Raw genomic sequence first — 25,263 nt, 5'->3', positions numbered from 1 at the left:
CGCGCAGGGCAGGGCGCACCCATGGCTCAGGGGAGCGCCGGCCGTCAGCGTTCCGCGCGGCGGGTCTCGCGCACCCTGCGCAACCTGTTCACCGTCACCGGGTCGTGGGCGAGGGCCCGCTCGTCGTCCAGCAGGGCGTTGAGCAGCTGGTAGTAGCGGACGGGAGCCAGGCCCAGCTCCTCGCGTATGGCGCGCTCCTTGGCGCCGGGGCCCGCAAAGCCCCGGCGTTCGAGCGCGAGGACTGCCCGCTCCCGGTCGCCCAGAGGCTCGCGCGGCTCGCGGCCTCCCCGCTGCTCCTGGTCCATGTCCTGAACCGTAACGCCCGCCACTGACAGCGCCCGCGCCTAGTGCGAGTTCTCCGCCATGGACGCCGTCGACTCCAGCTGCGCGAGGGTGGCCGCGGGGTTGCCGCCGGGGGCCACCGCGTTGCCTATGTGCTTCTTGACGGCCGCGGCGACCGAGGCCCACGAGGTCTTGTCGACGGGGTAGAGCTCGGACAGCGGCAGCTGCTTCAGGAACGGCTCCAGGGTGGCGTCCTGCTTGCCCGTGCTCATCACGTCGGAGGCGGAGGTGGTGACCGGCAGCAGATCGTACTCGCGGGAGAAGGCGAGCACGTTCTTCTGGCTGTAGACGAAGTCGAGGAACTTGCCGACCTGCTCGGCGTGTCCGTTCTTCTTGAAGGCCATCATCCAGTCGGCGACACCCATCGCGTTCTTGCTCTGGCCGTCCTTGCCGGGCATCGGCACCATGCCGAACTTCACGCCCTTCTGCGCGGCGATCTTCATCAGCGAGGGGTGCCCGTTGAGCATGCCGACCTCGCCCTTGGCGAAGGCGGCGAAGGCGGTCGCGCGGTTGAGGCTGCCGGGCGCGACGGGACCGGTCAGGCCCTTGTCGACCAGGTCGTCCTTGAGCCAGTTGAAGGTGTCGACGTTCTGCGCGGAGTCGATGCCGTAGGTGCCGACGGTGTCGGTGTAACCGCCGCCGCCGCTCAGCAGCCACTGCATCGTCTCGGCCTGCGCCTCCTCCGGGCCGAGCGGCAGCGCGTACGGGAACTTCACACCGCGCGCCTTGAGCACCTTGGCGTCGGCGGCGAGGTCGTTCCAGGTCTTCGGAGGGGTGAGGCCGGCGTTCTTGAAGAGGGTCTTGTTGTAGAAGAGCAGCCGCGTGGAGGCGGCGAACGGCAGACCGTACTGCACGCCCTTCACCTGCCCGGCGGTGGCCAGCTGCGAGGCGAAGTCGGCCTGGGTGCTGATGGAGAGCATGTCGTCGGCCGAGTAGAGCAGGCCCTTGTTCGCGTAGTCGGCGTACGCGCCTATCTGCGCCATGTCGGGCGCCTTGCCCGCGTCGACCAGCTCCTTGACCTTGCGGTCCACGTCGTTCCAGGAGTACACGGTGACGTCGATCTTCACACCGGAGTGCTTGCTCTCGTACTCCCTGACCAGGCGGTCCCAGTACTTCTGGGAGCTGTTGGCGGCGGAGTCGCCGTAGTCCGCGGCGATCAGCTTCAGAGTGACGTCCCCCGAGCCGCCGCCGGTCAGGCCGCAGCCGCCGAGGACCGCCGTCATGCCCAGTGCGGACACCGCCGCGATCGTTCCTGTCCTGCCCCGCCGCTGCACTGCTGTTGACCCCAACCCTACTGTCTCGCTGTTCAACATGTGGACACGATAGGTCTACACCACGTGAGTGGACTAGACCTCTTGCGGGTCCTCGGGCCACACTGTCCCCCGTGAGACATGTCATCGCCCTGGATGTGGGCGGCACCGGGATGAAGGCCGCGCTGGTCGCACAGGACGGCGCCCTCCTCCACCAGGCCCGCCGGGCGACCGGCCGCGAGCGCGGGCCGGAAGCGGTCGTCGAGGGCATCCTCGACTTCGCCGCCGACCTCAGCGCGCACGGCGCCGAGCACTTCGGCGAGCCCGCGTCCGCCGCCGGCGTCGCCGTCCCCGGCATCGTCGACGCCGACCGGGGCGTCGCCTCCTACGCGGCCAACCTCGGCTGGCGCGACGTCCCCCTGCGCGACCTGCTCGCGAAGCGGCTGGGCATCCCGGTCGCCCTCGGCCACGACGTACGCACCGGCGGTCTTGCGGAGGGCCGCATCGGCGCCGGGCAGGGCGCCGACCGCTTCCTCTTCGTCCCCCTCGGCACCGGCATCGCGGGCGCGATCGGCATCGCGGGCCGGGTGGAGGCGGGCGCGCACGGCTTCGCGGGCGAGATCGGCCACATCGTCGTACGGCCCGGGGGCAGCCCCTGTCCGTGCGGCCAGCGGGGCTGCCTGGAGCGCTACGCCTCCGCGGCGGCCGTGACCGAGGCCTGGGCGGCGGCGTGTGGAGATCCGGATGCGGACGCCGCCGACTGCGCGAAGGCAGTCGCGTCCGGCGACCCGAACGCCGTACGGGTCTGGCAGCACGCGATCGACGCCCTGGCCGACGGTTTGGTCACCGCCCTCACCTTGCTGGACCCCCGCACCCTGATCATCGGCGGCGGGCTGGCGGAGGCCGGGGAAACCTTGTTCACACCGCTACGGGATGCCGTCCGCGTCCGGGTCACCTTCCAGAAACTGCCGACCATCGCCCCCGCGGCCCTGGGGGACACGGCCGGTTGCCTCGGTGCCGGGCTACTGGCCTGGGATCTCCTAGCCACTACTGACAGCACGGAGGAGCCGACGTGACGCCACTCCCCTCAGGGGCGCGGGGAACTGCGCGACAAGCCACACACAACCCGCAGCCCGCGACCGGCACAGCCCCCCTCGTTCTGTCCGGCGCCAACGTAGTCCTCCCCACCGGAACGGTCGAACACGGCCGAGTGGTCATCGAGGGCACGCGCATCGCCGGAAGCGCCCCAGAGAACGCCCAGGTCATCGACCTGTCCGGCTGCACGCTAGTGCCCGGCTTCGTGGACCTCCACAACCACGGCGGCGGCGGAGCCTCCTTCTCCGGTTCTCCGGACGACGTCCTCACAGCCATCCGCACCCACCGCCACCACGGCACCACCACCCTCGTCGCCTCGACCGTCACCGACGACATGGACTTCCTGGTCAAGCAGGCCGGGATGCTCAGCGAGTTGGCCGAGCAGGGCGACATCGCCGGCATCCACTTCGAAGGGCCGTTCATCTCGCCGTGCCGCAAGGGCGCCCACTCCGAGGCGCTCCTGCGCGACCCCGACCCGGCGGAAGTCCGCAAGCTGATCGACGCGGCGCGCGGGAAGGCCAAGATGGTCACCCTCGCCACCGAACTCCCCGGCGGCATCGACTCCGTACGCCTCCTCGCCGAACACGGCGTCATCGCGGCGATCGGCCACACCGACGCGACGTACGAGCAGACGGTGGAGGCGATCGAGGCGGGCGCGACGGTCGCCACGCACCTCTTCAACGCGATGCCGCAGATCGGTCACCGCGCGCCCGGCCCGATCACCGCCCTCCTCGAAGACGACCGCATCACCGTCGAACTCATCAACGACGGCACACATCTGCACCCGGCCTCCTTCCAGCTTGCGTTCCACCACGCGGGAGCGGACCGCGTCGCACTGATCACCGACGCGATGGACGCGGCCGGTGTCGGCGACGGCCGCTACCTCCTCGGCCCCCTGGAGGTCGAGGTCAGCGAAGGCGTCGCCCGGCTTGTCGAAGGTGGCACCATCGCCGGCTCCACGCTCACCCTCGACCGCGCCTTCAAGCGCGCGGTGACGGTCGACGGGCTCGCGGTGGAGGACGTCGTCGCCGCCATCTCCGCCAACCCGGCGCGGTTGCTCGGCATGGACGACGCCATCGGCTCCCTGGAGCCCGGAAAGTACGCCGACCTGGTGGTTCTGGACCATCAATTCGACCTCAAAGGCGTGATGCGCCGGGGCGAATGGGTGGTGGATCCCCAACTGGGCTGAAGTGTCCCGCTGTTGGAGGCGGCGGCTGTCCTGCGAAACTAGGACGGCCGCCGTCCGTTTCGGCGCGCGTACAGCATTGGTCTTCGGGGGAGGTCGGCCCAGGTGATCCTCACGGTCACGCTGAACACCGCTCTCGACCTCACCTACCGCGTACCGGCGCTCAAGCCGCACTCCTCGCACCGGATCACCGACGTGACCGAACGGCCCGGCGGCAAGGGCGTGAACGTGGCGCGCGTGCTCGCGGCCCTCGGCCACGAGGTGACGGTCACCGGCTTCGCGGGCGGCGCCACGGGCCGCACGGTCCGGGACCTGCTGGCCGCCACCCCCGGTCTGGTGGACGCCCTCGTCCCGGTCGCGGGTCCGACAAGGCGCACGATCGCGCTGGTGGACGACCGGACCGGCGACACCACGCAGCTCAACGAACCGGGCCCCACCATCAGCCCCGCCGAGTGGTGCGCCTTCCAGGAGGCCTACGAGGGCCTGCTCGCGCCGGCGTCCGCGGTGGCCCTGTGCGGCAGCCTGCCGCCCGGGGTGCCGGTGGGCGCGTACGCCGGGCTGATACGGCTCGCGAAGGCGGCCGGGGTGCCCGTGCTCCTGGACACCAGCGGCGAGCCCCTGCGCCGCGGAGTCGCGGCCCGCCCGGACATGGTCAAACCCAACACCGAAGAACTGGCCGAACTCACCGGCTCCCACGACCCCCTGCGCGGCGCCCAGGACGCCCGGCGCCGGGGCGCCCGGTCGGTGGTCGCCTCCCTCGGCACGAACGGCCTCCTGGCGGTCACCCCGGAAGGCCGCTGGCACGCCACCCCACCCGCCCGCCTCCACGGCAACCCGACGGGCGCGGGCGACTCGGCGGTGGCGGGCCTGCTGTCGGGCTTGGCGGAACAACTCCCATGGCCGGACCGGCTGTCCCGGGCGGTGGCGTTGTCGGCGGCGACCGTACTGGCGCCGGTGGCGGGGGAGTTCGACCGGGGGGCCTACGAGGAGCTGGTGGGGCGGGTGGCGGTGACCGGGGAGGTCAGCGCGGCTTGAAACCGGCGCCTAGTTCTTGACGTGGCCCTTCTTCAGGTACAGCTGGTCGAGCAGGATGTTGCACTTGTCGCCGGCCTGGCAGGTCAGGGTGAGCGTATTGGAGCCCTGCTTGAGGTCGGGGTACGCGAAGCTCGTCATCCAGGCCTTGGCCGGGTCGGTCGCGCCCGTGAAGTTGCGGAAGTTGAACTTGCTGCCGAACGTCTTGCCGTTGACGGTGAGGGTCATCGACTGATCGTCGCCGGCGTTGTTGAACCGCGCGAAGAGCGTGTACGCGCCGCCCTCGGCAAGGTTGTCGATGGTCCAGGTCACCGAGGCGCCGACGTTGTTGAGATTGCCCACATACGTTCCGCCAGCCGCCAGGGCGCCCTGGACATCCGACGCCTTCGCCGCGCCACCGCCCAGCTGAAGATCCTTCGCATCGGACTTCGGCAGCTCCGCCGAAGCGCTGCTGCTCGCCGACTGACTCGGCTGCGAGCTCTGCGAAGTGGACGGCGTGCCGGAGGAGCCGCCGCCCGCCTTGTCGTTCTTGGAGTTGTCGTTCATCATCGCCACGCCGATGCCGATCACGACCGCGGCGACCACCGCGATCGCGCCGATCAGCAGGCCCTTGGTGTTCGGGCCGCGGCGACCGCCACCGCCGCTGTACGCCGGCTGCTGCGGGGCCGTGGGAGCGCCGCCGCCGGGAAGGGTCTCCGGCGCCGCGTAGTGCGCGCTCGGCTGGCCGTAGGCGGCCTGCTGCTGCGGCGCCTGGCCGTAGGCGGCCGTCTGCTGGACCTGGGCCGGCTGGCCGTACTGGCGCTGGCCGACCGCGCGGTTCCGGTTGACGGAGCCCGGGTAGCCGTAGCCGCCGCCACCGGACGGGGGCTGCGCGCCGTTGGCCTGCCCGTCGGCGTAGAGGTAGCCGAACGGGTCGTCGTCCTCGGGCGTGCTGGCGCCGTTGTTGCCGGACGTCATCTCCGTGGTACTCCTCAGCGGTGCGGGTCGAACGCGATACGTGGGGTCAGAATGGCGAGCCTACCCGCTCCCGCTGCCCCAAACGGGTGACTCGGATCGCATCGGTCCGCGGACCCGGCCCCTGACCTGGAGATCAGCCCGCGCGTCTGTGCTGTTTGGGACGAGATCGTTTCTCTACGTACATCCGCTCGTCGGCAGACTTCAACACTTCGTCCGCGGTCATGCCGCAGTGCGCCCACCCGATGCCGAAGCTGGCGCCCACGCGGACGGCCCGTCCCTCGGCGCGGATCGGCTGGATGATCTCGTTGCGCAGGCGTACGGCCAGGTCCTGGGCGTCGGCACGGCCGAGCCCGTCGGCGAGGATGACGAACTCGTCACCGCCGAGCCGCGCGACCGTGTCGCCGTCGCGCACCGCCCGCGACAGCCGCCGGGCGACCTCGATGAGAACTGCGTCACCCGCGTTGTGCCCGAACCGGTCGTTGATCGACTTGAAGCCGTCGAGGTCGCAGAAGAGGACCGCGAGCCCCTTGGTGCCGTCGTCGTGCTCGCTCTGTGGGGCGGCGGTGTGCACATGGTGGTCGTAGCCGTCGAACACCTCGACGCCGCCGCCGGGCCGGAAGTCGAAGCCGTGGCCGCCCGCGTCGTAGACGGGATGGCCGTACGCCGCGTCCAGGGACTCCAGGGCGCCGGGGTGCCCGGCGCGCTGACAGAGGCGGGAGGAGAGGCGGGAGCGCAGCTCGGCGGAGTTCGGCAGGCCGGTGAGCGAGTCGTGGGAGGCACGGTGGGCGAGCTGCAGCTCGCGCCGCTTGCGATCCTCTATGTCCTCGACGTGGGTGAGCAGGAAGCGGGGCCCGTCGGCGGCGTCCGCGACGACGGAGTTACGGAGGGAGACCCAGACGTACGTGCCGTCTCGACGACCGAGCCGGAGCTCCGCCCGTCCGCCCTCCGCCGAGGTCCTCAGCAGGGTGCCGATGTCCTCGGGGTGGACGAGGTCGGAGAAGGCGTAGCGGCGCATCGCGGAGGCGGGGCGGCCGAGCAGGCGGCACAGTGCGTCGTTGGTCCGCAGGATCCGGCCGTGCTGGTCGCCGCCCATCTCGGCGATCGCCATGCCGGAGGGGGCGTACTCGAAGGCCTGCCTGAAGCTTTCCTCACTCGCCCGCAGGGCCTGCTGGTCCCTTTCGAGTCTGACCAGTGCCCGCTGCATATTCGCACGTAGACGCGCGTTGCTGATCGCGATGGCGGCCTGGAACGCATACATCTGGAGCGCTTCGCGACCCCATGCGCCGGGCCGCCGGCCGTTGCGCGGCCGGTCCACGGACAGGACGCCGATCAGCTCACCGCAGCTGCCGCCGGGCGAGGGGGGCGTGTACATGGGGGCGAACAGCCGGTCCGAGGGGTGCCACTCGTCGTCGAAGCGGGGCGCGGGGCCGTCGGTGTACCACTGCGGGACGTCGTCGTCGTCGAGGACCCAGCCCTCGGTGTGCGGTATGAAGACCAGGTCGTCCCAGTGCTCGCCCATGCTCAGGCGGCGCTCCCAGGACTCCCGGGAGCCGACCCGGCCGGTGATGAGCGCCTCGGCCGCGGGGTTGCCGGCGAAGGCGGCGACGACGAGGTCTCCGTCCGGACGTACGAGATTGACGCACGCCAGCTCGTAACCGAGGCCTTTGACCACGCCGTCGGCGACCGTCTGCAGTGTGTCCGCCAGACTTCGGGCCGTGTTCATGTCAGCCATGACCTGGTGAAGTTGTCGCAGGGTCGCAAGACGGACGTACGGCTCCGACTCGGTCTCCATGCTCGCCCTCCCCCCGAGACCTCGCAGCGAATCAAGGGTTCTCATCGGCGTATCGTCATTGGCAGCTTCCCAGCCACTGAATCACAGCGCGCTGCCCACTCGGTACACAGGGTCAACAATTAGTGCCTCTTGTGACTCAAGTCACAGCTAAAGATGAACAATTGAGTGGTGTTTCTGCGTTTTCCCTATGCGTTTACTGAACGCAAACTTTGTGGGGATGTGAAGAAGCCTCCGCCGCTGGTCCTAGGTCCGGTATCGGCCCGGGGCCCGATGCGGCGGGCACAGGGCGGACACTAGCGTCTCGGAACGTGCCGAACACTCCCGCAGCCACGTTCCCGACCACTGCCCCGCCCGCCTCCGGGCATGCTGAGGGGGTGAGCAACGAGGAGTTCCGCGCCGCCATGTCCCGGCTGGCCGCGGGTGTGGTCCTGGTGACCGCGCAGGAGCCGCCGCTCGACCCGGAGGACCCGACGGCCCCGGGCGGCGAGGACGTCGGCATGACGGCGACGGCCTTCATGTCCGTCTCGCTGGACCCGCCCCTGGTCCTGGTCAGCCTGCGCGAGGGCTCCCGCATGGACGACCTGCTCGACGAGCAGCCCCTGTGGGCGGTCTCGGTCCTCTCCGAGAGCCAGCGTCACATCGCGGGCCGCTTCGCCATGAAGGGCCGCATCAGCGACCGCCTGCTCTTCGAGGACATCCCGTACGTCCGCGGGGAGGCGACCGGCGCCCCCTTGGTGGGCGGCGCCCTGGCCACACTGGAATGCCGCACGGAACAGCGGGTCCGGGCCGGCGACCACACGCTCGTGATCGGCCGAGTGCTGACAGCGGGGGTACCGAGCGCGGACGGGGGCCCGCTGGCTTACTTCCGGGGGCGGTACCGGCAGTTGGGCTGAACCGGGCACTTGGCGTGCGGCATTTCAGCCCGTCCGGCGTTTGAGGACGAGGCCGTTCAGGCAGACCTCCCCTGGTCCACCAGGGTGACGTCCTGCTCCGCCACCCGTGCAGCGTCCAGCACGATGTCGATGACAGCGATCCGGTCCCGTACGAACGTGAAGGCCAACGTCCGGTCCAGCCGCCCTTCGATGAACACCGCCAACCCGGTGACACCGTCGACCAGCGCAGGCCGCGAAACCGCTGCGAAGTGTCGGAAGCTGGACGCACCCTTGGCGACCGCTGCCGCCCCCGTAGTCACACCGACATCGGTGCGCGCGACGACGTCCGGGTCGAGCAACTCGACCAGGGCGTCGAAGTCACCCTCCCGCGCGGCCGCCAGAAACGCGTCCACGACCTCCCGCTGCCGCACCCGGTCGGCATCGTGCGCCTCAGCCCCCTGCACCCGCCGCCGCGCCCGACTGGCCAACTGCCGCGCCGCCGCAGGACTCCGCCCCACGATCTCTGCGACCTCCTCGTACGACACGGCAAACAGGTCGTGCAGCACGAACGCCAGCCGCTCAGCAGGCGTCAACGTCTCGAGTACGACGAGCAGCGCAACCCCGACCGAGTCGGCAAGCAGCGCATCCTGCTCGGGATCGCCGGCGAGGACCTCCCGCACGCGCGCGGTGCCCGTCCCGCCCTCCAATGGCTCCTCCGCCCGCGATTTGCGCGAGCGCAGCATGTCCAGACAGACCCGGCCGACGACGGTCGTGAGCCAGCCACCCAGATTGTCCACCTGCCGTGCGTCGGTACGACTGAGCCGGAACCAAGCCTCCTGCACCGCGTCATCAGCCTCGGCGCCGGAACCGAGCATTCGGTAGGCGACGGCCCGCAGATGACTCCGATGTGATTCGAATCGCCGGGCAAGAAATTCCTTCTCCGCCGGAAGGTCGTTCGGAACTTCGCTTTCGCTCATCGCCACAGCGCTCCCCGCTCACAGGTCCGTTGCCGGTTCTCACCGACATGACGGACGGGGAGGCGGGGATGTGACAAAGGACGTTCTACGAATAAGTGGGGGCCTTTCCGCGCCCGACCCTACGACCAGTCCCGCCCGGACCGCCCCCGCTTCGTATCGGAGCGCTGCTTCTTCTCCCGCAACCGCCGCTCATTGATCCCGCGCGGAATACGGGTCGGCCGCCGCGGCTTGGGCGGCGGCGCGCTGGCCTCGGCGAGGAGGGCCGCGAGCCGTACGGCGGCGGTCTCGCGATTGCGCCACTGGGACCGGTGCTCGGAGGCGCGTACGACTACAACCCCGTCGACGAGCCGGCCGGCGAGCCGCTCCAGCGCCCGCGCCTTCCACACCTCGGGCAGGGCTTCGGTCCTCGCGAGGTCGAAGCGCAGCTCCACCTGCGAGTCACTGGTGTTGACGTGCTGCCCGCCGGGCCCTGACGACCGCGAGAAACGCCACATGAGCTCGGCCTCGGGGAGCGAGACGGAGCCGCGGATGAGGTAGGGACCGGACATGCCGTCCATGGTTGCGCAGCTGACCGGCACACGTCACGCGAATAACGTTCACCCCGTGTTCGGTAAAGAAAGTAAAGACACGTGGAACCTTCGGCGCCCCTCTTGGCGTTGGTACAGGTAGCTGTAGCTTCAAGCCCGTACGTCGTACCGCCGTACGCAAACGAGGGAAAGGACTCCCAACCATGGCTGTAAGCCTGTCCAAGGGTGGCAACGTCTCGCTCACCAAGGAGGCTCCGGGCCTGACCGCCGTCACCGTGGGCCTCGGCTGGGACGTCCGCACCACCACCGGCACGGACTTCGACCTCGACGCCTCCGCGATCGCGGTCAACGCTCAGGGCAAGGTCTTCTCCGACGCCCACTTCGTCTTCTTCAACAACAAGCAGACCCCGGACAACACCATCGTCCACACCGGTGACAACCGCACCGGCGAGGGCGAGGGCGACGACGAGGCGATCAACGTCAACCTGGCGGGCCTCCCGGCCGACATCGACAAGATCGTCTTCCCGGTCTCCATCTACGACGCGGAGAACCGCTCGCAGAACTTCGGCCAGGTCCGCAACGCCTACATCCGCATCATCAACCAGGCCGGCGGCGCCGAGATCGCCCGCTACGACCTCTCCGAGGACGCGGCCACGGAGACGGCCATGGTCTTCGGCGAGCTCTACCGCAACGGCGCGGAGTGGAAGTTCCGCGCGGTCGGCCAGGGCTACGCCTCTGGTCTGGTGGGCATCGCGCAGGACTTCGGCGTGAACGTCTGACGCACGCCGCAGAGCGGTCTCGGGGTCCTCGGTCGTCGATACCGAGGGCCCTGCCGCACCCCTGCGTCTAGAGATCCTCGGGCAACAGCCGGAACGCCTTGTGCCCGGTCAGAGGCCGCAGCATGCGGAAGTGGCCGTCCGAGGTGAACATGACGTCCGTTCGGTATGCGGCGGCAAGGGCGACGTTCATCGCGTCTGTCAGGCCAACTCTCCTGCCGCCGTCGGCATCCCGGTAACCCTCAGCAACAGCGACGGCGGCGCTCAAGTGCGTGCTCACATGCGGCACTTCGAATCGTCGGGTCACCACGTTGCGTTCGATGAACCGTGCCGCCACGACAGCTTTCTCGGCTCCGGCCCGCGTAGCGATCAGGTAGTCCAGCTCCGCCAGGACCATCGGGGAGACGATGAGGTGGCTGATCGAAGCCAGGGCCTTTTTATGCTGGTCATGGCCGGCCAGCCTCGGGTCCAGGAGCCGGTACAGGGCATTGGTGTCGGCGATGGCGACGAGGCTCAATCTCCCATCCCCCTGAGCGTGTCCACGATCTCGTCGTCGGTGAGGTCGGGAAGGCCGAGGTCAGGAAGGTCGATCTCCCCCATCGGATCAGTCGGATACGCCGGGATGTCATCCGCCTTGATCGGCACGACCCGAGCAACGGCTACGCCGTTCTTCGTGACGGTGATGGTCTCCCCGCGTGCGGCCGCAGCGAGTATCTGCGAGGACTTCTGGTTGAACTCACGGGCGGTCGTCTCCATGTAGTACAGGTTACTACCTCCTCGTCAACCAGACCGGCGGAGCCGAGATGCTCCGGCTCCGTGCCCGTCAGGCCTGCACACGAAGGCGGACCAGGTGGTCGGGCTGACGGTGAGGCGGGGGCCGTCGAGGTTCTTGGAGTCGCGGATGTGGATGGTGCGGGGGGCTACCGCGATCTCGACGCAGGACTCGCCGTCGGTGCCGCTGCTTTGACTGCTCTTGAACCGGTCCAGCGCCACTTCGACGCAGGAGTTGCCGTCATTCCCAAGACCCTCACCGCCCGCTTCCCCGAGGCGCGACCCGTATCGCCGCCGCCCTGCGCGAACTGGAAGCCAACGGCTACCTGCGCCGCGAACGCACCCGCACCCCCGGCGGCCGTATCGTCACCCGCACCGTCTCCTGCAACCAGCCGGGCCGTCACGGCCGAGCCGACCACCTCCGCGCCCCGCCAGACCCACCCGCCCGAAAAAGACCCCACCCAACCCCCTCCCCCCGGTACCGCAGCCGTCCTACGCCTCCCCCACCCTCATCCAGCAGGCCACCGACGTCCTCGCGGATCTCCACCGCCACGACCGGGCCCTTGCTGCCCACGATCGCCGACTGGACGATCTCCACGGACGACCTGCCCCGCTACCAGCCCATCGGCCGGTAGTACCCCAGCACCGCCGCCAACTGCGCAAACCACTCCCCCAGCTGCGCCCTCGGCTTCGCCTGCACCACGCACTCGTAGAACTGGCCGCTCGGCAGCACCACCGCCACCATCAGAGCCTTGCCGTTCGGGCTCGCCTTGTAGTGGATGCTGCCGATCTCCTGCCAGGAGAACTCGATGGCCGCACCGTGATCCTCGAAGGCGACGCCCGCGAAGTCGACCACGACCGAGTTGTGGACGTCGACCGCCATGAACTCCGGCCCTTGCGCAGGCGGTTGGGGTTGCGGATTCGGGGCGGCGTACTGAGGGGGCGGCGGGCCGAAACCGGCCGGGGCCGTGGCAGGTGGGTGCGGCGGCGGGGGCGGTGGCTGCTGACCGTACTGGGGCTGATGGCCGTACGGCGGCTGCGGCGGTGTCGTCATGGTCTTCCGTCCCCGGAATCGTGGTGTGGCTTCCGGGAAATCTTCCCAAAGGTCAGCACATGGTCTTCGACCCCGCCCGCATGAGCCGCACCGCGCCCGTGCACCATGCCGAGGTGGACTGGACGACCTTGGCCGGAACCGGACTCGGCGCGCTCATCGGCGTCGGCTCGACCCTGCTCGCCGACCGCGCTCGCTGGCGACGCGACGCGACGGAACGCGACCGTCAGGAACGCAGGGACATCTACGTGACCTGCCTGACGAAGTACCGGCTGGCCTACGAAGCCATGCACGCAACCGCACGCGCACACCAGCGACGGGACACCCTGGACACGGCCGTACGGGAGGCGTTCCGCACCTCGGGCTGCGACGAGGTCCGCGAATCGGCCCTGATCTGCGCGCCGCAGGAGATGTCAGACGTCCTGGAAGCCGTCTACGGCACTCTGCGGGAGCTGCAGGATATCTTCGCCACAGGTGACCCGGCCCTCGACTCCCCCGAGTTCCAGGAGCAACGGCTCAAGCACGGCCGGGCGGTCTGGGCGGCGCGGGCGGCGATGCGGGCCGATCTCGAGCGACGGGTGTGACGGCCGGATCGTCCCTCTCTCGGCCTGCTCTCGTGGACTCCTCAGGGGCGGTCCGGCTTCCCCTCCCCGTACAGCCAGTCCTTCCAGATCTCCTTGAAGTCCTTGTCCGGTGCCTTCTTCTCGACGTACGCGGTGAAGTCGTCGGTGTCCGCGTTGCCGTGGCGGTGGGCGGCGGCCCAGCCCTGGATGATGTCGTAGAAGGTGTCGTCTCCGACGGTCTGCCGGATCTTGTGCAGGACCATCGCGCCGCGCTCGTAGACGGGGCTGTCGGAGATGTGCGCCGCATCGCTCGGCTCGGCCGGCGGGAAGGCCCACATGTCCTTGTCGCCGTCGTTGTAGCGGGACTCGAAGGTCTCCTGGCAGGTGTCGCCGCCGTGGTCCTCGTCCCACAGCCACTCCGCGTACGTCGCGAAGCCCTCGTTGAGCCACATGTCCCGCCAGCTCTTCGGGGTGACCGAGTCGCCGTACCACTGGTGGGCCAGTTCGTGGACCAGGGTCCCGGTGTCGGGGGCGCCGGGGAAGACCGGCCGGTTCTGGGTCTCCAGGGCGTACCCGGCGTCGTCCGGGCGGTCGACGATCGCTCCCGTGGAGGAGAAGGGGTACGGCCCGAAGTTGTCCTCCTCCCACTCGATGATCTCGGGGAGCTGCGCGAGCACCTTCCGGCTCGCGTCCGCCTCGGTCGGGTCGACGGCGACGTACACGGGCAGGTGCTTGCTGCCGACGGTGTACCGGCTGATGTCGTAGTGGCCGATGGCGAGGGTGGCGAGATAGGTCGCCATCGGTTCGGCGGTGTGCCAGGTGTAGGTCGTACGGCCGGCGCTGCTCGTCTCGCCCGTCAGTTCCCCGTTGGACACGGCCTGCAGGCCCTTCGGGACGGTGACGGCGAGGTCGTACGACGCCTTGTCGGAGGGGTGGTCGTTGCCGGGGAACCACGCCATGGAGCCGGTGGGTTCGCCGAGTGCGAGCGCGCCGTCGGCGGTGCGCAGCCAGCCCTCCTCCGACTCGTCGGGGTCGGTGATGGTCACCGGGCTGCCGGAGTAGCGGACGGTGATCCGGAAGGTCTCCCGGGCGCGGAGGTCGTCGTGCGGGCGGACGGTGAGCTCCTGCCCGGTGCGGTTCCAGCGGGCGCGTCTGCCCTCCACGGTGACCTCGTCGACGTGCAGTCCCTTGAGGTCGAGGTTGAAGGCGGAGAGGTCCTGGGTGGCGCGGGCGGTGATGGTCGCGGTGCCGGTGAGGCGGTGCCCGCCGGCGGGGTCGTAGGCGAGCTTCAGGTCGTAGTGGCCGACGTCGTATCCGCCGTTGCCCACCTTCGGGAAGTACGGGTCACGCAGGCCGGAGCCGCCCGGAGTGCCGTGGACGCCGCCGTCGCACGCCGTCACGGCCGGGACCAGGAGCACGGCGAGGGCGCAGAGAACTGCGGGGGCTCGACGGACCATGGGGGCGCGGAGAGCTGCGGGGACAACGGGTACGGGTCTGGGCACGCCGGTGATCCTATGGCGGCGTGACACCATCTCGTACGTGCTCGACATCGGCTATGCCCTCTCCAACCGTTTCCCGGATCCCCCGCAGACGGACTACCGCCGCGCGGACGTCCATGCCCTGCGGCACGACCTGTTCTGCGGTGACGTCTATCTCGCCGACACCAAGGCGGACCGGGAACTGTCCACAGCCTGGGGATGGGTGCCGGTGCTCGACTTCGCGTGGGCGCTGTGCGACATCGTGGAGCGCATCGACCGCGACCCGGCGGGCTCCCGCGCGTCGCGGCCCCAGCGGGCCGAGCTCGACTTCACCGAGTCGACCGACCGCATGCTCTTCGAGCGGCGCTTCGGGTGGGTGGACGTGGAGGCCGACTGGATGCCGGCGGAGGAGCCGCCGCTCTCCTTTGCCCACAGTGAACTGCGGCGCGAAGCGCGGGATTTTCTGCATGATCTGATTGCCGATCTGGTCGATCTGCATGAGGATCTTGGGGAGAATCCGGCGATCTGGACGCTGCAGGCCCGGTTTCCCAGGTTGCCGTGAGCTGGCGCGGCCGTCCTGGGGGCTGCCGCCCCCAGACCCCCGCTTTCGGCCTGAACGGCCTTGTCCTCAAACGCCGGACGGGCTGAAAGATCAAACCCCCGCCCGTGAAGATCAAGCCCCCGCGGGGAAAGACCGAGCCGACGAACCCCGAAAAGTCCCCGTCCCTCAGCCCTCCACCCGAATCCCCATAGCCGCCGCGAGCACCGGCGCCAGGTCCACCAGCTGCCCCGGACTGATCACCGCCCCCGCCAGCCGGTCCACCCCCCGCGCGATGCCGAGTTCGGCCGCCGCTCTGAGGTCCACGTCCTTCAGTTCCGCCGCGGTGAGGTCCGCCTCCTTCAGGACGCAGTCCACGAACTCCACGCGCTCGAGGCGGGCGCCCCCGAAGTCCGGCTCCACCAGCACGCAGCTCTCGAAGACGACGTCCTTGAGTCTGGCCGCGCGCAGGTTCAGGTAGTCGATCTTGCCGCCGCGGATCACCACCCGCTCCAGCACCGCCCCGTGCAGCTGCACGCCTCCGAGGCGGGCGTCGACCACCTCGACGTCACGCAGGGTGGCCTCGGCGAGGTTGGTGCCGACCCCGCGCAGCCCCGTCAGGACCGAGTCGAGGATCCGGGCGTGCTGCAGCCCCGTCTCGTCCAGCGCGCACCCCGTCAGCGCGCAGTCCATGAAGCGGGCACCCCCGCCGTCCTGCCCCGCGAGGTCCGCCTCCCGGAACTCCAGCCCGTCGTAGTCCCCGTCCGGCTCCAACTCGCCGCCCTCGAAAGGCTCCAGCGCAGGCAGCCGCACCTCCGGCCGCCGCGCCCCCTTCACCGCCGTACCGCTGGAGCCGCCCATCCCGCCCGCCTCTCTCCTCGCCATGCCCCCCATGGTGCACTCCACCACTGACAACGGCTCTGACCAGGCAGAACGCCGCCCATGTCACATTCCGGGGGCCCGATCCGTCGTATCCACAGAAAGGCGGACCGAAGCGAGGGAGACCCGAACGGCCGTACGGGCACCCTCGACAGGCCGGGCACCGGTGTCACTGGCGCTCGGCCGCCGGGCCACCGGCCCCCTTGACCTCAAGAATGCTTGAGGTTGAAGGCTGGGGTGCCTGACAAGCAATCGATGGGGGATCCAGCATGCACGCCATCCGGCTCCACGCCTTCGGCCCCGCCGAGAACCTCCGCTACGAGGAGATGGCGGACCCGCTGCCGGGTCCGGGCCAGGTCCGTATCGCCGTAGCGGCGGCGGGAGTGCACCTGCTCGACACCGCCCTCCGTGAGGGCGAGCAGGGACCGCTCCCCGAGCCGACCCGGCTGCCCACCGTGCCGGGCCGCGAGGTCGCCGGCTTCGTCGAGTCGCTCGGCGAGGGCGTCGCCGCGCTGTGGCTCGGCAGGCGCGTGGCCGCCCACCTCGGATTCGCCCCGGGAGGCTACGCCGAGCTGGCCGTCACCGAGGTCGACCGCGTGCACGAGATCCCCGCCAACCTGGACTTCGCCGCGGCCGTCGCCATGATCGGAACAGGGCGTACGGCGATGGGGATCGTGCAGTTCGCGGAGCTCGGCCCGGACGCCGTGGCCGTGATCCCGGCCGCCGCGGGCGGCATCGGCACCCTGCTCGTGCAGTACGCGAAGAACGCCGGCGCCACCGTCGTCGGTCTGGCGGGCGGCCCGGAGAAGACGGCGCGCGTGGCGGCCAACGGCGCCGACCTCGCCGTCGACTACAGCGACCCTGGATAGCCGGACAAGGTCCGCGCCCATCTGGACGGACGTCCCGCCACCGTCGTCCTCGACGGCGTGGGCGGCGAGGTCGCCCGCCACAGCACACGGCTCCTCGGCCCCGGCGGCAGACACCTCGTCTTCGGCTGGTCGGCCGCGGGCATCCGCGGCGGCGGGCCCTATCTCGTGGACGGCGTCTCCGAACGGGTCCTCGGCCCCGTGATGATGCGGAAGGCCGGCGGCCCCAACCCCGTACAGACCCTGGAACTGCGCGCCCTCGCCGAAGCAGCCGCGGGCAGGCTGACCCCCGCCGTGCAGCGCTTCCCGCTCGCCGAGGCGGCGGCCGCGCACCGTGCGCTCGAGACGCGCGGAACGACCGGAAAGGTGGTACTGGAGCCATGACCAGGCACAAGGCATCCGCAGATGCGATACGTACCGATTCATGGTCTTCTGACCGAGTGAGCGTCACCCGTACAGGCGAAGCCACCCCTCCCGTGGACGCCGACCCCCGCCGCTGGTGGGGCCTGGTGATCATCGCGCTCGCGCAGCTCATGGTCGTCCTCGACGCGACCATCGTGAACATCGCCCTCCCCTCCGCACAGCGCGACCTGGGCATGTCCGACGGCAACCGCCAGTGGGTGATCACCGCCTACACGCTGGCCTTCGGCGGTCTGCTCCTGCTCGGCGGCCGCATCGCGGACCTGGTGGGGCGCAAGCGGACGTTCGTCTTCGGGCTGATCGGCTTCGCCGCCGCCTCCGCGCTCGGCGGGGCCGCCACCGGTTCCGGCATGCTCTTCGGCGCCCGCGCGCTGCAGGGGATCTTCGCCGCCGTCCTCGCGCCCTCCGCGCTGTCCCTGCTCACCACGACCTTCACCGACCCGAAGGAACGCGGAAAGGCCTTCGGCATCTACGGCGCCCTGGCCGGCAGCGGTTCGGCGATCGGGTTCATCGTCGGCGGGCTGCTCACCGAGTACCTGAACTGGCGCTGGTGCCTGTACGTCAACGTGCCCATCGCGATCGTCGCCGTCTTCGGTGCCTTCGCGCTGCTGCACGACCGTCCGGGCCACAAGGGCGCCCGCCTCGACGTGCCGGGTGCGGTGCTGGGCTGCGGCGGACTGGTCGCGATCGTCTACGGCTTCAGCGAGGCCGAGCCGAGGGGCTGGACCGACCCCCTGGTGCTGGCGCTGTTCGCGGTCGGCGTCGCACTCCTGGTCGCCTTCGTGTGGTGGCAGAACCGGGCCCCGATGCCCCTGCTTCCGCTGCACATCGTCAAGGACCGCAACCGGGCGGGCTGCTTCCTGACGATGATGCTCGCCGTGATCGGCATGTTCGGGCTGTTCCTGTTCATGACCTACTACCTGCAGGTGGTGCTCGGCTACTCGCCGGTGAAGACCGGTCTGGCCTATCTGCCGCTGACCGCCGCGATCATCACCGGCTCCACCCAGATCTCCGCCCGGCTGCTGCAGCACGTGGCGCCACGGATGCTGATGGTCCCCGGCATGGTCCTCGCGTCCGGCGGCATGATGCTCCTGACCCGGATGACCACCCACTCGTCGTACGCGACCGAGGTCATGCCCGGTCTGATCCTGATGGGTCTCGGCATGGGTCTGACCTTCATGCCGGTCTTCGCGACCGCGACCGCGGGCGTCGCCCCGCACGACTCCGGTGTGACCTCGGCGACCGTCAACACCTCGCAGCAGGTGGGCGGTTCCATCGGTACGGCCCTGCTGAACACCATCGCCACCACCAGCAGCACCGCCTACATCGCCGCCCACCTCCACAACCCGGCGCAGAAGGCCCTGATCGCCAAGGAGGGCGTCGTGCACGGCTACACGGTCGCCATCTGGTGGGCCGCCGGGATCATGCTGCTGGCGGGGCTGGTGGCCGGGCTGATGGTGACGGCAAAGGCCCCGAAGCACGGGGCGCCGGCCCAGGAAGCCGTACCGGAGCCGGTGGCGTAGGACCGCCCGCTAAAGCGGGGAGGGGCCGCTCGGACCGCGGGCCCCTCCCCTTACCGCCGCCAGCGGGAGCGCCCCTTCAGGGGCGCGGGGCTGTATCGATATGCGGCTCCGCCGCGCGGGCGCGACCAGCCACAACGGCGCCGCAGACAATCAACGACCCATCGCGGCACCCCAGTGCGGAGCGCTACCGCAACCGACGCACGTCGATGGCCCAGATCCCCCGCCCATGCGTCGCCGCATACAGCCGCCCGTCCGGACCGGTCCGCAACTGCGTTCCCGTGAATGCAATCAGAGGGTGAAAAATCCTCAGTGCCGCCCCGCCACCTTATCGGCGAACTGCGCCAGCTTCGAGGACTCCGCGCTGTACGTGGCGCGTTCCCGCCGGTCGGCGGCCCGGTAGGTGGCGTACATCCCCTGCACCCCGAGCCACCGCAACGGCTCCGGCTCCCACTTGCGCACCTTGTGCCCGACCCATGGCAGATCGGTCAGCTCCGTCCGGCCGCCCTGCCCCGAGTCGAACTGCACCAGGTCCCTGAGCGTCCGCGCCGCGAGATTCGTCGTCGCCACCCCGGAGCCGACATAGCCGCCCGCCCAGCCGAGCCCCGTCGACCGGTCCAGGGTCACCGTCGCGCACCAGTCCCGCGGCACCCCGAGCACCCCCGACCAGGCGTGCTCGATCCCCACCCCCGCCAGCGAAGGGAAGAACCGCACCAGGATCTCCCGCAGCGCCTCGACCGTCTCCGCCTGCGTCCGCCCGTCGTTGTCGGTCCTCGAACCGAAGCGGTACGGCACTCCGCGCCCGCCGAGCGCGATCCGCCCGTCGGCGGTCCGCTGCGCGTACATGTAGGCGTGCGCCATGTCCCCGAGCGTCTCCAGCCCGTTCCAGCCCACCGACTCCCACTCCCCGGCGGTGAGCGGCTCGGTCGCGATCATCGAGGAGTTCATGGGCAGCCAGGTGCGCCGCTGCCCCTTCAGGCGCGCGGTGAAGCCCTCCGTGCAGCGCAGGACGTAGGGCGCCCGGACCGTCCCGTACGGCGTCACCGCATGCTTGGGCCGGATCTCCGCCACCGGCGTCAGCTCGTGGATCGTCACCCCGAGCGCCTCGACGGCGGCCGCCAGCCCCTTCACCAGCTTCACCGGGTGCAGCCGCGCCCCGTGCGGGGTCCAGGTCGATCCGACCGCGTCCGCGACCCGGATCCGCTCGGCGGTCTCCCCTGCGCCGTACAGCTCACGGTCCTTCTCCCCGTACGACAGTTCGAGCTCGTGAAAGGCCTTGAGCCGCGCCAACTGGGCGGGTGTGGTGGCGACTTCGAGCACGCCGCCCTTGTGGATGTCGGCCTCGATGCCCTCCTCGCGCGCCGCCCGGACGACCTCGTCCACGGTCTCGTTCATGGCCTTCTGCAGCCGTACGGCGGCCTCCCTCCCGTGCAGTTTCGCGTACCGGTCGCGCCCGGCGATCCCGTTGTACAGCCAGCCGCCGTTGCGCCCAGAGGCCCCGTACCCGCAGAACTTCTGCTCCAGGACGGTGATACGGAGGAAGGGCGCCGCCTTCTTCAGGTAGTACGCGGTCCACAGTCCCGTGTACCCGCCCCCGACGATCACGACGTCGGCGGACGCGTCACCGCCGAGCGGCTCCCGCACCGCCGGGAAACCGTCGTCCGCGTACCAGTGGGAGATACCGCCGTTCACGACACTGCTCACCGAGCTGCTCATGGCCGGAAAGCTAACCCCTGAGGTCCGAAACTGTCTCCCTCGGATCCCACGCGGGCCCCCGTCCCATGACCAGCGGATAACACGCGAGCCCGATCAGCACCGACACGAAATGCCCGAGGTCGGTGAAGGTCGGCGAGTCCGCGAGCGGTTCCCCGTACACGAAGAACACCCCCGCCAGATACAGATACCGCCAGGGCGCCGCGATCCGGTAGGCCAGCACCCCCACCACCCCTGCGAGGGCGTAACTCACCCCGATATCAAGAGTATTGACGGCCGAGTGCTTCACCACCCCGTCCTGCACCGCCCTCAGCAGGGCTCCCTCGCTGATCAGCGTCGCCAGCACATGGGCGGCCACGCACACCATCAGCCACCGCAGCGTCCCCAGCCACCGCTCGGCCTGCGCATGGAAGACGGTGTACTGGAAGGCCACGTAGAGGAACTCATACGGAAACCAGTCGCCCCCGTCGATCCACATCGCGCTCTGCAGGAGCACCCGCCCGGGGTCGTTCGACAGCTCATGGATGTTCGTGGACCGCTGCCGCAGGAACTCCTGCTCGAAGTGCGGCGACATGTGGTGCAACGCGACGGTGGTGACGAACAGGACGGCCAGCCAGAGATACGTGCCCGGCGCGCTGCAGACGTAGGCCCACACCCTCTGCCCGAGCCCCCGGTCAATTCGCATGAGGCGATTCACGCACGTAAGTATCGTCGCAAGGGTGATCGACATTCCGGGTGAGCTGGCAGCGGCACAGGAGAAGTTCAACGGCGCTGCGGGACGGGCCTTCATCGCGGGCCTGCCGCGCCTGGCAGAGGAGTTCCTCGATCTCTGGGAGCTACGACTGGACGGGCGCCCCATGCACGGAGTCACCGCCCTCGTCCTCCCGGTCCTGCGCTCCGACGACACCCCTGCCGTGCTGAAGCTGCAACTGCTGGACGAGGAGAGCGTGGGCGAGCCGGTGGCCCTGCGCCTGTGGGACGGCGACGGCGCGGTCCGCCTCCTCGCCCACGACGAGACGACCCACAGCATGCTCCTGGAACGCCTCGACCACACCCGCATGCTCGCGCGGCTCCCCGACACCCGCGAGGCCGTCCTGGTCATCGCCCGCCTGCTGGCCCATCTGACCGCCACCCCGGCCCCGCAAGGCATGCGCCGCCTCGGCGACATCACCCAGGCCATGCTGGACCGGACCCCCCGGGCACTGAAACGCATCCCGGACCCCGAAACCCGCAGCCTGGTCGCGGACTGCGCGGCCGCCGTACGAGAAGTCGTGGACGAACCGGGCGACCGCCTCCTCCACTGGGACCTGCACGACGAGAACGTCCTGGCCGCGGACCGCGCCCCCTGGCTCGCCATCGACCCCAAACCCCTGGCGGGCGACCCCGGCTTCGAACTCTGGCCGGCCCTCGCCAACCGCTTCGACACCGACGAGATCCGCTGGCGCTTCGACGCGATGACGGACGTACTCGGCCTGGACCGCGCACGCGCGCGTGCCTGGACGCTGGGCAGACTCCTGCAGAACACCCTCTGGGACGTGGAGGACGGCCGCGCACCGGAGCCCAGCGACCTGGAAATAGCCAGGCGGCTGCGCACCCAGGCCTGAAGACGACCCACGCGTACCCTCACGGATGTGATCCGCGAAGCAAACCCCGCAGACATCCCCGTCATCCACACCCTGATCCGCGAACTCGCCGCCTACGAGAAGGCCCCGGACGAGGCGAGGGCCACCGAGGCCCAGCTCCGCGACGCCCTCTTCGGCGACCACCCCGCCGCCTACGCCCACATCGCCACCGACGACACCACCGGAACGCCGGTCGGCTTCGCCCTCTGGTTCCTCAACTTCTCCACCTGGCGCGGTGTCCACGGCATCTACCTGGAGGACCTCTACGTCCGCCCCACCGCCAGAGGCGCCGGCCACGGCAGAGCCCTCCTCACAGAGCTGGCCCGCATCTGCACGGAGCGCGGCTACGAGCGCCTCGAATGGTCCGTCCTGAACTGGAACACCCCGGCCATCGCCTTCTACGAGTCCCTCGGCGCCCGCCCGCTGGACGAGTGGACGGTGTACCGACTGACGGACGACGCGCTCAAGAAGCTGGCCGGCCGGCACAGCTGACGCCGGGAAGGGCAAAAGCCCAGGCCGGATTGCTCCTGACCTGGGCGAGAAGCGGCAGCGCGGCTGCTCAGAGGGCCTTGCTGTTGCAGCCCATGTCCGAACCGAGGTGGGAGGGCTGGGCACCCGGGTCGCCTTCGCCGTTCAGCGCGCCGCCCAGCAGGCCGTTGAGGGCGCCGAGGCTGCCGATGACGTCGACGTTCATGTCGTGCGAGCGGCACTCGATGTCCTGCGTGACGTCGATGTCGTGCCCCGGCTCGCCGTGTGCGAAGGCCGGGCCGACCCCGAAGGCGCCGATGCTGCCGAGGACAGCGGCGCCCACGATGGCGGCCTTCTGAAGCTTGCGCATTTCTTCTCCATTGATCGAGCGGAAGTGATCTGCAGCAGATCGAGTTGGGACGACGGACAACCAGCGGGAGGCCATCAGCCGAGTCGGGGCAGACCCAGGTTCCCGACGGGAGGAGCCGCAACCTGTCCGAGACCGAGCCCGGGCACCTGCGGTGCTGCGCTGGCGGGCGAGACCAGCGGGTCGATGAGCGGGTTCACCTGGGGGTTGAACTGCGGGTTCACCTGGGGGGCGACATGCGGAGCCGGCTCGGGGTTGAAGACCTGGGGCATGGCGACCTGCGGGGCGACCTTCGGCATGACCTCGGGCGACGACTGCGGGGCGACCTGCGGCTGAACCAGCGGCTGCTGCTGCGGCGCGGCCTGCGGGGCGGACGCCGGCGCACCGGCCTGCGCACCACCCACGGACGAGGCGACGGCGGTGGCCTGGCTCGGCTGCGGCGCGGCCTGCGGGGCGGGCGCCTGGGGCACGTACTGCGGCGCCGGCTGGGCGTAGGACTGCGGGCCACCGGACTGCGCGGTGCTGTCCGCGGTGGACGCGGCAACGGCCCGCGCCGGAGCGCTCTGCGGGGGTGCCGGGTAGTACTGGGGAGCCGGGGCCGGGTAGTACTGCGGGGGCGGTGCCGGGGCCGGGTAGTAGGCGGGCGCCGGGGCCGCGTACTGCGGCGCCGGGTAGTACGCGGGCGCCGGGGCCGGGTAGTAGGGGGCAGCCGGAGCGCCACCGGGGTACCCGGGGTAAGCGTCGGCATGGCTGACGCCGGCGCCGATGGCGGACAGACCGCCGGCCGCTGCTACGACGAGCGCGGCCTTGTGAATCTTTCGCATGGAACCCTCGGCCCTTCAATACCTGTGCAGGGAAATCCGTTGTATTCAGTGCTGTGTTGCGTGCGCTCAGTCTGATGTTCACGCCGGAGCCGACAGCGGATCCCCTTGCCCCTCTCACCGGTTCATGGTCGCTGCCCTCTCCCTGCTGGCAACGACATTTCCTTCTGCGCGGTCACGGGATCGAGAATTCCGTCACCCATTTGGAATTGATCGGATAACCGGTCCGCCGGGGGCGAATGGGTGACTGCTCCCCGACTGCCGTGACTGGCCCGGAACTTGCTTCGTTCCCCACGGGGACAGAGCGAAGACCCATCACCCACCGCAGCCGCCCAGGGCAGCAAGAGCAGCCACAACTCCACTGGCTCATCTGCTATTTCAGTACGTCCATGCCAGGTCAATGAAGGGCCGAAGGTTCCATGCGCAAGTTCCAGCACGTCGCGCTCGTCGTAGCAGCGGCCGGCGGTCTGTCCGCCATCGGCGTCGGCCCCAGTGTCGCCGACACTCCCGTCGCCTACGGCAACAGCGCCCCGCCCCCGGGCCCCGCCATGGCCGGCGCCTTCACCGCCACCCAGGCCACCGCCCACGCCTCCGGTGGACCCGCCCAGCGACAGGCGGCCCCGGCGCAGCCCGCCGAGGTTGCCCCGCAGGTCAATCCGCAGTTCAACCCGCAGATCAACCCGCACATCTCCTCGCCGTCGGCCCCGGCGCAGTCCGGCGGCAACGCCGACCAGCTCAACCTCTTCCGCCCGGCCCAGGAGTGCAGCCCGCAGTCCGTGCTCAACGCGAACCTCCCGGTCGCCGTGCTCGCCGCCGCCGAGACCAAGGGCGTCGCCTGCACCCAGGCCAACAGCCAGGCGAACGCCCTCGCCAAGGCCCACTAGGAGAGACCTCGGCCCACCGGGATCGCCGTACGACTTCAGGGAGCTGCCGCAACAAGATCACAGGACACGGCGCGTCGCTAGGTGATTGTCGGTTATTTCCTATTATTCTCCGTAACTGTAAGAAGTCGATCTGTTACGGATCGCACCCACTCACTCCACCGGAGATGACATGCACCAGCTTCGCAAGGCTGCCGTCCTGGTCGCCGCCCTCAGCACCGTCGGACTCCTCGGTGCCGGCACCGCTCAGGCTCACGACGACGGGGGCAAGGGCGGCAAGGGCGGCGACAAGTTCAACGTGCTGCAGAGCTCCAACTGCAAGTCGCACGACCTGAACGTCGACGTCCTCGGCCAGGTCGGCATCCTCAACGGCCTGCTCGGCAACGCGCTCAACGGCGAGGGCAACGCCGGAGGCCAGGACACCCACATCGGCTCGAGCATGGGCTGCAACAACAGCGCCTTCTAGTCGAATGACGGTCGCATAGACGGCCGAGAGCGG

The 25,263-nt window shown here is 70.0% G+C and carries 28 protein-coding genes and 1 pseudogene; 13 read left to right on the top strand and 16 right to left on the bottom strand.

The annotated features are described in order from the left end of the window. Positions 1-44: 44 nt before the first annotated feature. A complete protein-coding gene (locus ACWCRD_RS08090; RefSeq protein WP_450965094.1) occupies positions 45-305 on the bottom strand; it encodes a DUF3263 domain-containing protein in 261 nt (86 codons plus the stop codon). Between the two features lie 39 nt (positions 306-344). After that, entirely contained in the window at positions 345-1,655 is a 1,311-nt protein-coding gene (locus tag ACWCRD_RS08085; RefSeq protein ID WP_450965093.1) for an ABC transporter substrate-binding protein, read from the bottom strand. 71 nt (positions 1,656-1,726) lie between these two features. Here ACWCRD_RS08085 and ACWCRD_RS08080 point away from each other — a divergent pair, with 71 nt between their 5' ends. The 3 genes from ACWCRD_RS08080 (at position 1,727) to ACWCRD_RS08070 (ending at position 4,908) form a co-directional block, all read left to right on the top strand. Continuing rightward, positions 1,727-2,668 (top strand): ROK family protein, encoded by a 942-nt coding sequence (locus ACWCRD_RS08080; protein ID WP_450965092.1) that lies wholly within the window; start codon positions 1,727-1,729, stop codon positions 2,666-2,668. Positions 2,669-2,751: 83 nt separating this feature from the next. Beyond that, entirely contained in the window at positions 2,752-3,876 is a 1,125-nt protein-coding gene (gene nagA / locus ACWCRD_RS08075; RefSeq protein ID WP_450965414.1) for an N-acetylglucosamine-6-phosphate deacetylase, read from the top strand. Between the two features lie 102 nt (positions 3,877-3,978). Continuing rightward, a complete protein-coding gene (locus ACWCRD_RS08070) occupies positions 3,979-4,908 on the top strand; it encodes a 1-phosphofructokinase family hexose kinase (RefSeq protein ID WP_450965091.1) in 930 nt (309 codons plus the stop codon). A 9-nt stretch (positions 4,909-4,917) separates the two neighbouring features. On the opposite strand, the gene ACWCRD_RS08065 is transcribed toward ACWCRD_RS08070, so the two are convergent. Together ACWCRD_RS08065 and cdgB are read right to left on the bottom strand one after the other, a co-directional pair. Beyond that, positions 4,918-5,862, bottom strand: coding sequence for a carbohydrate-binding protein (locus ACWCRD_RS08065; protein WP_450965090.1), 945 nt, complete (start codon positions 5,860-5,862; stop codon positions 4,918-4,920). A 133-nt stretch (positions 5,863-5,995) separates the two neighbouring features. After that, complete coding sequence (cdgB, locus tag ACWCRD_RS08060) at positions 5,996-7,654, bottom strand: diguanylate cyclase CdgB (protein WP_450965089.1); 1,659 nt, start codon at positions 7,652-7,654, stop codon at positions 5,996-5,998. Between the two features lie 308 nt (positions 7,655-7,962). Between cdgB and ACWCRD_RS08055 the strand changes: the two genes are divergently transcribed. Further along, on the top strand, positions 7,963-8,547 hold the full coding sequence (locus ACWCRD_RS08055) for a flavin reductase family protein (protein ID WP_450965088.1): 585 nt from the start codon (positions 7,963-7,965) through the stop codon (positions 8,545-8,547). Positions 8,548-8,603: 56 nt separating this feature from the next. Here the strand turns inward: ACWCRD_RS08055 and ACWCRD_RS08050 are convergent, their stop codons facing one another. Beyond that, complete coding sequence (locus ACWCRD_RS08050; RefSeq protein WP_450965087.1) at positions 8,604-9,503, bottom strand: sigma-70 family RNA polymerase sigma factor; 900 nt, start codon at positions 9,501-9,503, stop codon at positions 8,604-8,606. Positions 9,504-9,622: 119 nt separating this feature from the next. Continuing rightward, a complete protein-coding gene (gene arfB, locus ACWCRD_RS08045) occupies positions 9,623-10,060 on the bottom strand; it encodes an alternative ribosome rescue aminoacyl-tRNA hydrolase ArfB (RefSeq protein WP_450965086.1) in 438 nt (145 codons plus the stop codon). Positions 10,061-10,233: 173 nt separating this feature from the next. On the opposite strand from arfB, the gene ACWCRD_RS08040 reads away from it, so the two are divergent. After that, positions 10,234-10,809 (top strand): TerD family protein, encoded by a 576-nt coding sequence (locus ACWCRD_RS08040; protein WP_351480735.1) that lies wholly within the window; start codon positions 10,234-10,236, stop codon positions 10,807-10,809. Between the two features lie 67 nt (positions 10,810-10,876). Here the strand turns inward: ACWCRD_RS08040 and ACWCRD_RS08035 are convergent, their stop codons facing one another. The 4 genes from ACWCRD_RS08035 to ACWCRD_RS08020 form a co-directional block, all read right to left on the bottom strand. Next, entirely contained in the window at positions 10,877-11,323 is a 447-nt protein-coding gene (locus ACWCRD_RS08035; RefSeq protein WP_450965085.1) for a PIN domain-containing protein, read from the bottom strand. Then, on the bottom strand, positions 11,320-11,562 hold the full coding sequence (locus tag ACWCRD_RS08030) for a type II toxin-antitoxin system Phd/YefM family antitoxin (RefSeq protein WP_450965084.1): 243 nt from the start codon (positions 11,560-11,562) through the stop codon (positions 11,320-11,322). Before ACWCRD_RS08030 ends, ACWCRD_RS08035 begins: the two co-directional genes overlap by 4 nt. 24 nt (positions 11,563-11,586) lie before the next feature. Continuing rightward, entirely contained in the window at positions 11,587-11,799 is a 213-nt protein-coding gene (locus ACWCRD_RS08025; protein WP_450965083.1) for a DUF397 domain-containing protein, read from the bottom strand. A gap of 391 nt (positions 11,800-12,190) precedes the next feature. Next, a complete protein-coding gene (locus ACWCRD_RS08020; protein ID WP_450965082.1) occupies positions 12,191-12,460 on the bottom strand; it encodes a hypothetical protein in 270 nt (89 codons plus the stop codon). Between the two features lie 230 nt (positions 12,461-12,690). On the opposite strand from ACWCRD_RS08020, the gene ACWCRD_RS08015 reads away from it, so the two are divergent. Continuing rightward, positions 12,691-13,212 carry a hypothetical protein gene (locus tag ACWCRD_RS08015; RefSeq protein ID WP_450965081.1) on the top strand — a complete coding sequence of 174 codons (522 nt, stop codon included), beginning with the start codon at positions 12,691-12,693 and terminating at the stop codon, positions 13,210-13,212. 41 nt (positions 13,213-13,253) lie between these two features. Here the strand turns inward: ACWCRD_RS08015 and ACWCRD_RS08010 are convergent, their stop codons facing one another. Beyond that, positions 13,254-14,648: a M1 family metallopeptidase gene (locus ACWCRD_RS08010; RefSeq protein ID WP_450965413.1), complete on the bottom strand. Its 1,395-nt coding sequence runs from the start codon at positions 14,646-14,648 to the stop codon at positions 13,254-13,256. 82 nt (positions 14,649-14,730) lie between these two features. Between ACWCRD_RS08010 and ACWCRD_RS08005 the strand changes: the two genes are divergently transcribed. Further along, on the top strand, positions 14,731-15,231 hold the full coding sequence (locus ACWCRD_RS08005) for a hypothetical protein (protein WP_450965080.1): 501 nt from the start codon (positions 14,731-14,733) through the stop codon (positions 15,229-15,231). A 165-nt stretch (positions 15,232-15,396) separates the two neighbouring features. On the opposite strand, the gene ACWCRD_RS08000 is transcribed toward ACWCRD_RS08005, so the two are convergent. Continuing rightward, positions 15,397-16,092 carry a pentapeptide repeat-containing protein gene (locus ACWCRD_RS08000; protein WP_450965079.1) on the bottom strand — a complete coding sequence of 232 codons (696 nt, stop codon included), beginning with the start codon at positions 16,090-16,092 and terminating at the stop codon, positions 15,397-15,399. 263 nt (positions 16,093-16,355) lie between these two features. On the opposite strand from ACWCRD_RS08000, the pseudogene ACWCRD_RS07995 reads away from it, so the two are divergent. Continuing rightward, a pseudogene (locus ACWCRD_RS07995) lies at positions 16,356-17,336 on the top strand (zinc-binding dehydrogenase). A 56-nt stretch (positions 17,337-17,392) separates the two neighbouring features. Further along, positions 17,393-18,895, top strand: a complete 1,503-nt coding sequence (locus tag ACWCRD_RS07990) for an MFS transporter (protein ID WP_450965078.1) — start codon at positions 17,393-17,395, stop codon at positions 18,893-18,895. Positions 18,896-19,201: 306 nt separating this feature from the next. Here ACWCRD_RS07990 and ACWCRD_RS07985 read toward each other — a convergent pair whose 3' ends face one another. Both ACWCRD_RS07985 and ACWCRD_RS07980 read right to left on the bottom strand, forming a co-directional pair. After that, a complete protein-coding gene (locus tag ACWCRD_RS07985) occupies positions 19,202-20,608 on the bottom strand; it encodes an NAD(P)/FAD-dependent oxidoreductase (protein ID WP_450965077.1) in 1,407 nt (468 codons plus the stop codon). Positions 20,609-20,618: 10 nt separating this feature from the next. Next, positions 20,619-21,290 carry a rhomboid-like protein gene (locus ACWCRD_RS07980; protein ID WP_450965076.1) on the bottom strand — a complete coding sequence of 224 codons (672 nt, stop codon included), beginning with the start codon at positions 21,288-21,290 and terminating at the stop codon, positions 20,619-20,621. Here ACWCRD_RS07980 and ACWCRD_RS07975 point away from each other — a divergent pair. Together ACWCRD_RS07975 and ACWCRD_RS07970 are read left to right on the top strand one after the other, a co-directional pair. Next, the gene (locus ACWCRD_RS07975; RefSeq protein WP_450965075.1) at positions 21,289-22,209 is read left to right on the top strand and encodes an aminoglycoside phosphotransferase family protein; all 921 of its coding nucleotides are present in this window, start codon (positions 21,289-21,291) and stop codon (positions 22,207-22,209) included. The genes ACWCRD_RS07980 and ACWCRD_RS07975 overlap by 2 nt on opposite strands. 27 nt (positions 22,210-22,236) lie before the next feature. Beyond that, positions 22,237-22,719 (top strand): N-acetyltransferase family protein, encoded by a 483-nt coding sequence (locus tag ACWCRD_RS07970; RefSeq protein WP_450965074.1) that lies wholly within the window; start codon positions 22,237-22,239, stop codon positions 22,717-22,719. A gap of 67 nt (positions 22,720-22,786) precedes the next feature. On the opposite strand, the gene ACWCRD_RS07965 is transcribed toward ACWCRD_RS07970, so the two are convergent. Together ACWCRD_RS07965 and ACWCRD_RS07960 are read right to left on the bottom strand one after the other, a co-directional pair. Next, positions 22,787-23,065 (bottom strand): hypothetical protein, encoded by a 279-nt coding sequence (locus ACWCRD_RS07965; RefSeq protein WP_450965073.1) that lies wholly within the window; start codon positions 23,063-23,065, stop codon positions 22,787-22,789. Positions 23,066-23,139: 74 nt separating this feature from the next. Then, positions 23,140-23,886 (bottom strand): hypothetical protein, encoded by a 747-nt coding sequence (locus ACWCRD_RS07960; RefSeq protein ID WP_450965072.1) that lies wholly within the window; start codon positions 23,884-23,886, stop codon positions 23,140-23,142. 416 nt (positions 23,887-24,302) lie between these two features. Here ACWCRD_RS07960 and ACWCRD_RS07955 point away from each other — a divergent pair, with 416 nt between their 5' ends. Then, entirely contained in the window at positions 24,303-24,767 is a 465-nt protein-coding gene (locus ACWCRD_RS07955) for a hypothetical protein (protein ID WP_450965071.1), read from the top strand. Positions 24,768-24,936: 169 nt separating this feature from the next. After that, complete coding sequence (locus ACWCRD_RS07950; protein WP_030941334.1) at positions 24,937-25,230, top strand: hypothetical protein; 294 nt, start codon at positions 24,937-24,939, stop codon at positions 25,228-25,230. The last annotated feature ends 33 nt before the right edge of the window (positions 25,231-25,263 follow it).

The organism is Streptomyces sp. NPDC002092 (assembly GCF_053593775.1).
Note: the sequence above shows the minus strand (reverse complement) of the source record. Positions and strands in the feature narration are given on the sequence as shown.